The 11,041-nt window shown below is 65.7% G+C and carries 8 protein-coding genes and 1 tRNA gene; 7 read left to right on the top strand and 2 right to left on the bottom strand.

Annotated features, from left to right (window positions below; all coding sequences use genetic code 11):
• Together Y705_RS0100325 and Y705_RS0100320 are read right to left on the bottom strand one after the other, a co-directional pair.
• On the bottom strand, window positions 1-4,366 hold a 4,366-nt coding region (locus tag Y705_RS0100325; protein WP_049822023.1), incomplete at its 3' end, for an ExeM/NucH family extracellular endonuclease.
• A 254-nt stretch (window positions 4,367-4,620) separates the two neighbouring features.
• Window positions 4,621-4,708: transfer RNA gene (locus Y705_RS0100320), tRNA-Ser, on the bottom strand.
• A gap of 62 nt (window positions 4,709-4,770) precedes the next feature.
• Between Y705_RS0100320 and Y705_RS0100315 the strand changes: the two genes are divergently transcribed.
• From Y705_RS0100315 to Y705_RS0100285, 7 genes are all read left to right on the top strand, one after another.
• Entirely contained in the window at window positions 4,771-5,751 is a 981-nt protein-coding gene (locus Y705_RS0100315; protein ID WP_026531427.1) for an NAD(P)H-quinone oxidoreductase, read from the top strand.
• 79 nt (window positions 5,752-5,830) lie between these two features.
• Window positions 5,831-6,037 carry a hypothetical protein gene (locus Y705_RS0100310; protein ID WP_026531426.1) on the top strand — a complete coding sequence of 69 codons (207 nt, stop codon included), beginning with the start codon at window positions 5,831-5,833 and terminating at the stop codon, window positions 6,035-6,037.
• A 275-nt stretch (window positions 6,038-6,312) separates the two neighbouring features.
• Window positions 6,313-8,586: a carbon starvation CstA family protein gene (locus tag Y705_RS0100305; protein ID WP_026531425.1), complete on the top strand. Its 2,274-nt coding sequence runs from the start codon at window positions 6,313-6,315 to the stop codon at window positions 8,584-8,586.
• The gene (locus Y705_RS0100300; protein WP_026531424.1) at window positions 8,586-8,795 is read left to right on the top strand and encodes a YbdD/YjiX family protein; all 210 of its coding nucleotides are present in this window, start codon (window positions 8,586-8,588) and stop codon (window positions 8,793-8,795) included. Before Y705_RS0100305 ends, Y705_RS0100300 begins: the two co-directional genes overlap by 1 nt.
• A gap of 120 nt (window positions 8,796-8,915) precedes the next feature.
• Window positions 8,916-9,443, top strand: a complete 528-nt coding sequence (locus Y705_RS16195) for a bacterial proteasome activator family protein (RefSeq protein ID WP_081737651.1) — start codon at window positions 8,916-8,918, stop codon at window positions 9,441-9,443.
• Window positions 9,444-9,449: 6 nt separating this feature from the next.
• Window positions 9,450-9,899 carry a hypothetical protein gene (locus tag Y705_RS0100290; protein WP_026531423.1) on the top strand — a complete coding sequence of 150 codons (450 nt, stop codon included), beginning with the start codon at window positions 9,450-9,452 and terminating at the stop codon, window positions 9,897-9,899.
• An 87-nt stretch (window positions 9,900-9,986) separates the two neighbouring features.
• Window positions 9,987-10,826, top strand: coding sequence for an aldo/keto reductase (locus tag Y705_RS0100285; protein WP_026531422.1), 840 nt, complete (start codon window positions 9,987-9,989; stop codon window positions 10,824-10,826).
• The last annotated feature ends 215 nt before the right edge of the window (window positions 10,827-11,041 follow it).

Genomic DNA, 11,041 nt, shown 5'->3' with positions numbered 1-11,041 from the left:
CCGGCAGGGTGACGGTGGTCTGCGATCCACTTGCCACCAGGACGATGCTGCCCGAGCCGCTGACCTCCGCCGGAATCGTTACGTTGACCGCAGCGGTACCGCCGCTGACCGGGAACGATCCGAGATCGATCGACGAGCCGTCGGTCGCAACGTACCGCGCCGTGAGCAAGGTGTTGACCGGGCTCCCCAGGGAAGTGAGATCCAGCTTCGACACGTTGAAGGACACTGCATCCCCGGCCCGGACTGTGGACGGTGCGCCCTGCACAACCACTCCGCGCCGGTCGAACGACGGCGAGAGCGGGCTGTTGACCCGGATGTAGTCGATCCACGCATCCCGGTCCACCAGACCGGACTCACGGGTGTCGGTTCCCCCGGTGAAGGCGGTGAAGTTGTCACCGCCCTGCGCCAGGAAGCTGAAGGTGCCCACTCGGTAGGCGCGCTCCGGGTCAAGGGGCGCGCCGTCGATGGTCACCGACGTGATGCGGGACCCGCGCTCAAGAGCGGGGTCATAGGTGTAGCTGACGTTGTCGGACAGGCCGAGCGCCAGGAAGGCGCGTGAGCTGCCCTCCGGCTGCCACTGCTGCTCCAGGACCTCCTTGAACTGCGCACCGGTCAGACTGGTGGTCCACAGGTCGTTCACGAAGGGCAGGACGGCGTTGGCTTCGGCGAAGGTCACCACGCCGTCCGGCGACTGGTAGAGCTCGTTGCGGAGCCCACCCGGATTGACCACGCCGATCTCCGCTCCGCCGCGTTCCGCCGAGCCGAGGCTCGAGCGAAGGGAGTCGGCCACGAGGTTGCCGAGGGTCGACTCCGACGTCCGGTCATCGCGGGATGTTCCGGTGAACGCCGTCGTGATGTCGGCGGTCACCGAGCCGACCGGCCGGTTGCCGATGACGGCAGCCTCGGCGAGTGCGCTGTCCACGATGCTCTTGACCTCGGCGACGCGGGGGAACGCGGCGACGAGCGACGCGTCGGTGTCCGTGGTCCGCGCGACGTTCTGCGCGGTGTAGGCCTGGACATCCCCGGTCACGTCGTCGACGGTCAGGGTGATCTGACCGACGAACTCACCGTAGGAACCGGTCTGCAGGATGGGGCGTGTCTTTCCCTCATCGCCCGGAACCGGGCCGTCCCAGGCGTACTGCTTGTGGGTGTGGCCGGTGAAGATTGCGTCCACCAGGGGCGAGGTCTCCGTGACAATCGACGCGAATGCCCCGCCGGCAGCGATCTCCTGCTCGATGGTGGCACCCTCTACTGCGCCGTCTGTTGCGCCGTCGTGGTATTCGGCGACGATGACGTCGGCGAGGTCCTGCGCCTCGATTTCCTTGGCCACGCGGTTGACTGCCTCCACGGGATCCCCGAAGTCGACCCCGGCAATGCCTCCCGGGCTCACGAGTGCTGCCGTCTCCTCCGTCACGACACCGATCACTGCGACGTCGATACCGCTGACGTTGATGATCGAGTATTCCTCGAGCGCCGGATCGACTGTTACCTTGGCGTAGACGTTGGCGCCGAGGTACGGGAAGTCCGCGAGGTCAGCCACGCGGCCCGACAGGTCCTCCGTGCCGGCGTCGAACTCGTGGTTGCCCACAGCCGAAGCGCGCAGCTCAAGCGCGTTCAGCACCTCGAGGGTCGGTGTGTCCTGCTGCAGCGAGGACGGGAAAAGGGAGGCCCCGATGTTGTCGCCGGCTGACAGGAAGGCCGAGTCGCCCTCCGCAAAGGCCGCCTTCAGCTTCTCGACCGTTCCGGCGAACCGCACCGTATTGGTGTCGATGCGGCCGTGAAAATCATTGATGTTGAGGAGGTTCAGTTCACTCGTGGTGTCCGCCGGCGCAGTGTCGAGCCCCACGATCACCGGATCGTGGTCGCTCGCGCGGTACGGATCGGCCATGTAGTAGTCGGTGACGTTGGTGTTGTGCCTGCTGTATTCGAGGGCCACCGACTCCGCCGAGTTGATGTTCCAGGTGTCCACCCCCGAGACAGTCGCATCGGCAGCGGGCGAGGCGAGTACATGGTCGAGCGAGCCGCTGAGGCCGGAGAAGACGTAGGAGTGCTTGTCCGTTCCCGTGCCCTGGTTGAGGTAGCCGGCTTCGTAGAGCACCTGCATCGGATCCTCGGCCGAATAGGAGTTGAAGTCGCCGGTAAGGAACACCTTCTCCGTTCCGGCCTCGATCTTTATCCGGTCGGCGAAGGCGGCGAGCGCCGTCGCCTGCTGCACGCGGGCCGCATTCCAGCCGCCCTGGCCGTCGCCGTTGTCAGCATTGGGGCCCGAGCTGGCAGGAGAACCCTTCGACTTGAAGTGGTTGACGATCGCGAGGAACGTGGTGTCCACGGCGCCGCCGACCGGCCGGAAGGCCTGCGCGAGGGGTTTGCGGGCATTCGAGAACGCGACGTCGTCGTCGAGGATCACCGAATCGCCGACGGGCTCCGCCGCGGTCTTCTTGTAGATGAGGGCCGTGCGGATCACGTCCTCGTTCTCCAGGGCGGGGACTATCGCGGGTGATCGGACGTAATCCCAGACGCCGGGGCTGCGCTCGTTCAGGGCCTCGGTGAGGGTGGCCAGGGCGCTGTCGCGGTCCTTGCCGAACTTGGCCGAGTTCTCGATCTCCATGAGGGTGACGACATCGGCGTCCAGTTCGGTGATCGCGGCGACAATTTTTGCCTCCTGGCGCTCGAAACTTTCCGCAGTGGCCGCGCCGCGGGCATCGCAGCCGCCGCGGACGGTGAGCGGGTTGCCCTGGCGGTCATTGTGGTACGTGCAACCGGCCAACTGCTCTCCGGTGGTCGAGAAGTAGTTGAGCACATTGAAGGAGGCCAGTTTGAGGTCCCCTCCGACGTTCTCGGGAGCTGCGGGCCTGCTGCCGGAAAAGGTGACCGGCTGGACGGCTGCCGCGTTGGCTGCGGTCAGCTCCGTCACCGGCTGAAATTTCCAGGCGCTGAACCGGTAATCAAGAACCACGGGTGCCACGAAAGCTGCGGCGTACCCGTTGCGGACCGGCTGGTCCTGGGTGAGGTATGGAAGCACCTGGCCCTGGTTGGCGGCGGCGAGGAAATTCGTGGAGGCGCCGTCGTCGAGCTTGATGCCGCGGGCGGCATTGTCGGCTATGACCGCGGCGTTCTCGGCGGTTCCCGGAGGCGCAACCTCGGTGGGCTGCAGCAACGGGGCGGTGCCGGAGGCCAGGCCGATTTCGCCGTACTGGTTGAGGCTGTAGTTGTCAGCGACGGTGAAAGTGCCGGCGGGCTGGAGGAGCATACCCTCCATGGCTTCGCGTGCCGCCTCGCTCGTGGGCACGGGGATTCCGGTTGCCTTGACCTCTTCGGCAGGCTCGGCAACCTTCGTGGCACCACCGGTCGCGACGGTGAGCTGGGTCATTCCGAAGTTCTCACCAACCATGCCGGTGACCTCGACGTAGTCGCCGATGGCGACGGTGCCGACCGTGGGAGGTGAATAGATGAATAGCGCCTCGGAAGCGACCTGGTCCTCGGTGGCGCCGGTTCCGGCGGTCTGGAGGAAATACCCGTCGAACCCGCCGGTGGGATACGCGGCCGTGACCTTGCCGCGCGTCGTGACCGTTCGGCCGGCCAACGGGGAAGCTGCTCCTTCGCCCTGGATCTCACGGATCGGTACCACCGGTCCCGGGACGGGAGGTGTCTCAGGCTCGGGCGGAGGAGGCAGTTCACCCGCGGTGCCCGAGGCATTCGTCGGAGTGACGGTGGCTGAAAGCGTGAAGTCCGCCGAATTGTCGTCGGTGTCGACGAAAGCCGTGCGGTTCAGGGATTTCTGGTTGGACGTACCGCCGGGCCCGAGGGCTGGAGCGGTTTCGAAGCTCGTGGAGTCATAGCCGAGGAGGTCAACGACGCCCGGATGACCAGCGGTGGGACCGGCGGGCAGAATGCCGACGTTCGCGCTCCGGTCCGAGAGGATCAGTACTCCGCCACCGGCGCCCCAGGAGGTTCCCATGGACGCGTCGGGTGCCGGCAGGGGCTGGGCCGTGGACGTGGAAACGTTCGAATTGCCCTGGATCAGGTAATACCCCTTGGCGGCGATGCTGCCGCTGAGCTGGACCAGGCCGGTTGGGGTGGTGGTTCCACCGGCGGACCGGTACTGCAGGGACCACCCCTCCAGGTTCACCGCAGCATCGGTGGGGTTGTACAACTCCACGAACTTGTTCTTGAAGGGAGCGCCGGCGCTTCCTCCGTTGACATAGGCCTCGTTGATGATGACGCCGGAGCCGGCAATTGCCGTCCCGGATAGTTCCCCGGCAACTGAGGTTTCCCCTTCGATTGCCGGGAGTGCTGTTGCCGGTGAAGCCAGCAGGCCTACCGACAGCGCCGCACAGAGCGCGCCCTTCACTGATGAATTGATCATCCGCTGTATTTCTCCTTGGACCTGGCTCATTCCAGCCGCGAGTGGTGCTTGATCAGTTGCGGAACATCCGGAGTCCGAACATGGAGCACACCGTATGTGACGCATGTGACTTTTCTTCCCCCGGGCAGAAGCAAACCAGACAATCATGAACAGCGGGTTACCGACACGGGTGAAGCCTGGTGTTTTGTGGGAGCCATGTGAGGAAGCTGTTTAAAAGCAGCTAGCCCCGGCGGAACCGGGGCTAGCTGCGGGGGCGGAAGGTAAGAGATTCGAACTCTTGGTACGGGGTTACCGCACACTGGTTTTCAAGACCAGCTCCATCGGCCGCTCGGACAACCTTCCCGGAAGTAGTGTTTCATGGTTGAACCTGTTGGGCCAAAATCTCCGAGCGTAAGGAATTGCCCATGTTGGCGGTCGTCATCAGCAAGTCCGGCGGACCCGAAGTCCTCCACCCCACCGAGGTGGCGGCACCTGTACCGAGGGAGGGCGAGGTGCTGATCGACGTCGTCGCCGCTGGGCTGAACCGCGCGGACGTGCAGCAGCGGCTCGGCGTCTACCCGCCTCCGAAGGGGGCGTCGGAGTACCCCGGCCTTGAAGTGTCCGGACGGATAGTCGACCCGAACGGCTCCCGCTTCGCGCCGGGGGCTGCCGTGGTGGCGCTCCTGTCCGGCGGAGGTTATGCCGAGCAGGTCGCGGTGCCGGCGGGCCAGGTTCTCGAGGCGCCGGCGGGAATCGACCTCGTCGAGGCCGCTGCCCTGCCCGAGACCGCGGCCACCGTCTATTCCAACCTCTTCCTGACGGCCGATCTCGAAGAAGGTGAAACGGTCCTCATTCACGGTGCTTCCGGGGGCATCGGGAGCATGGCGATCCAGCTCGCGCTCGCCTTCGGCGCCGTCCCGCTCGTCACGGCAGGCTCACAGGACAAGCTGCGGTTCGCGGAATTGCTCGGCGCCCGCACGCTGATCAACTACCGCGAGCAGGATTTCGTCGAGGAAGTGCGGAGGGCCACCGCCGGCGCCGGCGTCGACGTGATCCTGGACGTCGTCGGTGCCAAATACCTTGGACGGAACGTCGACGCACTGGCCGTTCGCGGGCGCCTCATCGTCATCGGGCTCCAGGGCGGGGCAAAAGCCGAACTGAACCTCGGAACCCTCATGGCGAAGCGTGCAAGCATCACCGGTACCACGCTGCGTTCACGTCCGTCCGCCGAGAAGTCCGCCATCATGGCGGCGGTGGGCCGCGAGGTGTGGCCCCTCGTTGCCGCGGGGCACGTGCGAACTGCGGTCAACCGCAGCTTTCCGCTTCGCGAGGCCGCGGCGGCGCACGCCTATTTCGACTCGGGCGAGCATACGGGCAAGATCCTGCTCACGGTGGACCGCGACTGACGGACGGGAGGGTTCCGGTGGTGCGACTGCTGTGAAAGTGTTGAAGGATCAGCAACAGGACCAACCCAGGAGGCACATCATGACCGGCAACAACGACGGCGAGAAGGACACGGGCCTGGCCCAGGCCGCAGACAGCTTCACCGAGAACCTCGCCGACCAGATTCCCGACGGCGTGGACAACGGCCCGCGGGACACCGCCGACGAGACCGAGGATCCCCGCACCTCCACGCATGCGAGCCTGAGCGAAGGATCAAACGCGAACGACGACGACGCGGCGGGTCGCTGACCGCCGCGTCCGCTCCTGGGTGGTGTACCTAAATTGCCGCCTTCGACGGCAGGAAGCCCGAATAACCGGCGTGTCGGGCGCCGACACGCCCCTTGGGCCGTCGATGGCGTGAAAAGTGATGCGTCAACTCGGGTGGAGACATCCACGACGACGCCGCCCGGCGCGCCGTTCCTACCGTTGAGCGATTCAGCGCTGCCGCGGTGCTAGTCGTGTGACGCAGGCCTCTTGAGGTTGCTACCTTCGTGTGGTTAACCCACTCGTCTCCGAGGAGCATCATGAGTCATCCCAACGGGTCCCACCAGCACGCGGACGTGCTGGTCTCCGACCCGGATCTGCCGCCCACCGCCGTCGATCCGCAGGCGGCCGAAGAAGAAGAACGCCGCTGGACGCCTGCGAAGATTGCGATCTGGGTGGGAATCGCCCTGCTCGGCGGTTTCTCCTGGACCATGCTCGCCCTGGTGCGCGGCGAAACCGTCAACGCCATCTGGTTCGTCTTCGCCGCCGTCTGCACCTACCTCATCGCCTACCGCTTCTACTCCAAGCTGATCGAGCGCAAGCTCCTGAAGCCGGACGACCGCCGGGCCACGCCGGCCGAGTACAAGGCCGACGGCAAGGACTATGCGGCGACTGACCGACGCGTCCTGTACGGGCACCACTTCGCTGCCATCGCCGGTGCCGGCCCGCTCGTCGGACCCGTGCTGGCCGCCCAGATGGGCTACCTGCCGGGCACGCTCTGGATCATCATCGGCGTGATCCTTGCCGGCGCGGTGCAGGACTACCTGGTGATGTTCTTCTCCATGCGGCGCGGAGGCCGCTCCCTGGGCCAGATGGCACGGGAGGAGCTGGGTGTGATCGGCGGCACCGCAGCGCTGATCGCCACCCTCGCCATCATGATCATCATCGTCGCGATCCTCGCACTCGTGGTCGTCAACGCACTGGGCGAGAGCCCGTGGGGCGTCTTCTCCGTCGCCATGACCATTCCCATCGCCCTCTTCATGGGCGTCTACCTGCGCTACCTGCGGCCAGGCAAAGTCACCGAGGTATCGCTCATCGGGTTCGTCCTGCTGATGCTCGCCATCGTCGGCGGCGGCTGGATCTCCGAGACCACGTGGGGCGTCGAGATCTTCACCCTCGACCGCATCACCATTGCCTGGGGCATCATCATCTACGGCTTCATCGCCGCTGTGCTCCCCGTCTGGCTGCTCCTCGCACCACGCGACTACCTGTCGACCTTCATGAAAATCGGCACCATCGGAATGCTGGCCGTCGCCATCATCATCACCCGGCCGGAAATCACGACGCCGGCAGTGACCGAGTTCGCGAGCACCGGCGCCGGCCCCGTGGTCCCCGGCTCGCTCTTTCCCTTCCTCTTCGTCACCATCGCCTGCGGCGCCCTTTCGGGCTTCCACGCGCTGATCGCCTCCGGAACAACACCGAAGATGATCGAGAAGGAACGCCAGACCCGCTTCATCGGCTACGGCGGCATGCTCATGGAGTCCTTCGTCGCGATCATGGCGCTCGTCGCTGCACTCTCAATCGACCGCGGCATCTACTTCGCCATGAACTCCTCGGCTGCTGCCACGGGCGGAACCATCGAGGGTGCCGTCGCCTTCGTCAACGGACTCGGCCTCACGGGCGTGAACCTCACCTCAGAAGCACTGAGCCAGCTCGCCGCCAACGTGGGTGAGGAGTCCGTGGTGTCACGCACCGGCGGAGCCCCCACACTGGCTGTCGGTATCGCCCAGATCATGCAGGCGCTGATCGGCGGCTCCGGAATGATGGCTTTCTGGTACCACTTCGCCATCATGTTCGAGGCGCTGTTCATCCTCACCGCGGTCGACGCCGGAACCCGCGTGGCGCGGTTCATGCTTCAGGACAGCATCGGCAACTTCGTGCCCCGTTTCCGCGACACGTCGTGGCGGACCGGAGCCTGGCTCTGCACGGCGATCATGGTGGCCGGCTGGGGTGCCATCCTGATCATGGGCGTCACTGATCCACTCGGCGGGATCAACACCCTGTTCCCGCTGTTCGGTATCGCGAACCAGCTGCTTGCCGCCATTGCGCTCGCGGTCTGCATGGCGATCTGCGCCAAGCGGGGCGTGTTCAAGTACCTGTGGATCCCGGCGCTGCCCCTCGCGTTCGCCGCAGTGGTGACCATCTCGGCATCGTTCCTGAAGATCTTCTCGCCCGTTCCCAACATCGGTTACTGGGCCCAGCACAACGCCTTCAAGGGCGCACTGGAAGCCGGGGAGGAGAGCTTCGGCTCGGCGCAGAGCGTGGCCGCCATGGAGGCAGTGGTCCGGAATACCTTCGTCCAGGGCACGCTGTCGATCGTGTTCGTAGTGCTGTCCATCATCGTGATCGCCACGGCCGTCATCGCCACCATCAAAGCGGTGCGGCAGGGCGGTGGAACCAATACGGAGGACACTCCGGTTGCGTCGCGGACCTACGCTCCCGCAGGTCTGATCACGACACCGGCCGAGAAGGAGCTCGAAGCGCAGTGGCGTGTGCTCGATTCCGACAAGCGGCCGGTCAGGTCCGGCCACTGATGAGCATCAACCTGGCCCTCGGGAGGGCGCGTGAGGCCGCCCGCGGTATCGCGTGGCTGTTCAAGGGAGTGATGGGTGAGAACGCCTACCAGGCGTACCTCGACCATCACGCAGGAACCCATGACGCTGAGCCACCGATGACCGAGCGGGAGTTCTGGCGGGACAAGACGGACCGGCAGGACGCAAATCCCGAAGGGCGTTGCTGCTAGCAGTCTTTCAAAAACGATGCCCGGCTGGGCTGCCCTTACCGGGGCGGCGCGGCCGGGCTTCGTCGTCGTAACCGGCCCCGGCCCAACCGTGTGGCTCCCCAATCGTGAGAATATAGGCCCATGACTGAACAGCAGCCCGACGACGGCGGCAAGGCCGCACCCCTCGCCGAACTCGTCGACAAGCCGGCCAAGGTCATGCGGATCGGCACCATGCTGAAGCAACTGCTCGAGGAAGTTCGATCGTCGCCGCTGGACGACGCCGGGCGCAGCCGCCTCGCCTCCATCCACGAACGCTCGGTGAAGGAGCTCGAGGACGGACTCGCTCCCGAACTCGTCGAGGAACTGCACCGCATCCACTTGCCGTTCGATGACGACGCGGCTCCCACCGACGCCGAGCTGAGGGTGGCGCAGGCCCAGCTGGTCGGCTGGCTCGAGGGGCTCTTCCACGGCATTCAGACCGCCCTGGCCGCCCAGCACATGGCGAACCAGCAGCTCGCCACACGCCTGCAGCTGCGCCAGCTGCCGCCGGGTACTCAGATCGCGCCGGGCGTCGTGATCGGCGAGGACGGCGAACCCAGGCGCGTCCAGGGTGCGCCGAACGCGTCCCTCGCGCCCGAGGATCCGCACGGTCCCGGCCAGTACCTCTAGCAACCGGTGGCTTTTTTCGCTGCGGCCCGGCAGGGGCGCAAGGACGACGTCGAGCTGGGCAACGGCGTCTGGCGGCGCGCGCACGACCGCTTCCGGCGCGGGCTGGACCGCTACCACCAGATCCTCGAGGGCACCGAGGACGACGACGTCTACAGCGAGCTCGTCCAGATCGCCAACCAGCTGGGGGAGATGCTGCCGCGGGTCCGGGAGGTCTGTGTGGAGGCGCAGCGGCGCTCGCCCAGCAGCGGGCTCGACATCCCCGGCGCCTTGGTCCAGGTGCACCGGGCGCTTTCCAAGGCAGGCAATACGCTCGCGACGACGGCGGAAGCCGCAGCGATGACCCGACTCGACGGCGAGCGCTGGGGAGTGGCGTCCGCCGGGCTCGGCAACGTACGCCGGCGGGCCGAACTGGTGGCAGAGGACGTGGCCGAGGCGGAGCGCCAGCTTCAGGTGTGAGGCTTTTTTTGCGGCTTTTTCGCGGGACGGCGAAATAATTCCGGCACCGAGCCGGTTGCCCCCTTCATGACTACATCGCCAAATCTTCTGACCGCATCTTCGAACCTCACCTTCAATGACGGCCGCACCATCCCCCAGCTGGGATATGGGGTCTGGCAGGTCGAGGACAAGGTCGCCGAGGACGTCGTCGGCAAGGCGTTCACCGTGGGATACCGCCACATCGATACCGCGAAGATCTACGGCAACGAGGCTGGAGTAGGCCGCGCGATCGCGTCGTCGGGCCTCGATCGGGATGAAATGTTCATCACCACCAAGCTGTGGAACGCCGACCAGGGGTATGAAAGCACCCTGAAGGCCTTCGAGGAGTCGATGGAACGCCTCGGCCTCGAAACCCTCGACCTGTACCTGATCCACTGGCTGCAGCCGAAGCAGAACAAGTACGTCGACACGTGGAAAGCGCTGGTCGAGCTCCAGAAGCAGGGCCGCGTCAGGAGCATCGGCGTCTCCAACTTCACCGTCGACGCGCTGCAGGAAATCATCGACGCCACGGGAGTTGTTCCTGCCATCAACCAGGTGGAAACCCACCCCTACCTGAACCAGGCCGAGCTCCGGGCGTTCGAGGAGAGCAAGGGAATCCTCCACGAGTCGTGGTCACCCCTCGGCTCCGGCAAGGGACTGCTCGATGACCCGACACTGCAGGACATCGCCGCCAAGCGGAACGCCACGCCTGCGCAGGTGGTCCTCGCCTGGCACCTCGCCCTCGGCAACGTGGTCATTCCCAAGTCGGTGACCGAGTCCCGCATTCGTGAGAACTTCGAGGCGCTGAACGTCACCCTCGAGGACGGCGACGTCGAGGCGATCAACGCACTCGACAAGGGCGCCGAGGGCCGTATCGGCGCTGATCCGGCGTCGGCAGACTTCGCCTAAGCGGCGGGTCTCCTGAGCAGCACCCCGTTACCTTTTTAGTAGCCTCGAATTGAGTAAGACTTGGGGTTGCTGGCCTGTCGGTCGCGGCATGATTTACTCCCCCTGTTATCGATGATCCGGGGGGTGCTGTCACCGGGATTCGATAGGCGCCAGGGATATCGCTAATAGGGGCCGGGTAAGGACGGGAAACTGCCGTCGAGATCGGCCGTAACGTG

The sequence above is a fragment of the Arthrobacter sp. H41 genome, from assembly GCF_000520535.1.
Classification (GTDB): Bacteria; Actinomycetota; Actinomycetes; order Actinomycetales; family Micrococcaceae; genus Arthrobacter_D.
This window is presented reverse-complemented; position numbering and strand designations above follow the sequence as displayed.

What these genes read in the sequence shown, in the direction of transcription:
- Y705_RS0100315 (WP_026531427.1), top strand. Translation starts at nt 4,771, where the DNA reads ATGTTGGCGGTCGTCATCAGCAAGTCCGGCGGACCCGAAGTCCTCCAC.
- Y705_RS0100310 (WP_026531426.1), top strand. Translation starts at nt 5,831, where the DNA reads ATGACCGGCAACAACGACGGCGAGAAGGACACGGGCCTGGCCCAGGCC.
- Y705_RS0100305 (WP_026531425.1), top strand. Translation starts at nt 6,313, where the DNA reads ATGAGTCATCCCAACGGGTCCCACCAGCACGCGGACGTGCTGGTCTCC.
- Y705_RS0100300 (WP_026531424.1), top strand. Translation starts at nt 8,586, where the DNA reads ATGAGCATCAACCTGGCCCTCGGGAGGGCGCGTGAGGCCGCCCGCGGT.
- Y705_RS16195 (WP_081737651.1), top strand. Translation starts at nt 8,916, where the DNA reads ATGACTGAACAGCAGCCCGACGACGGCGGCAAGGCCGCACCCCTCGCC.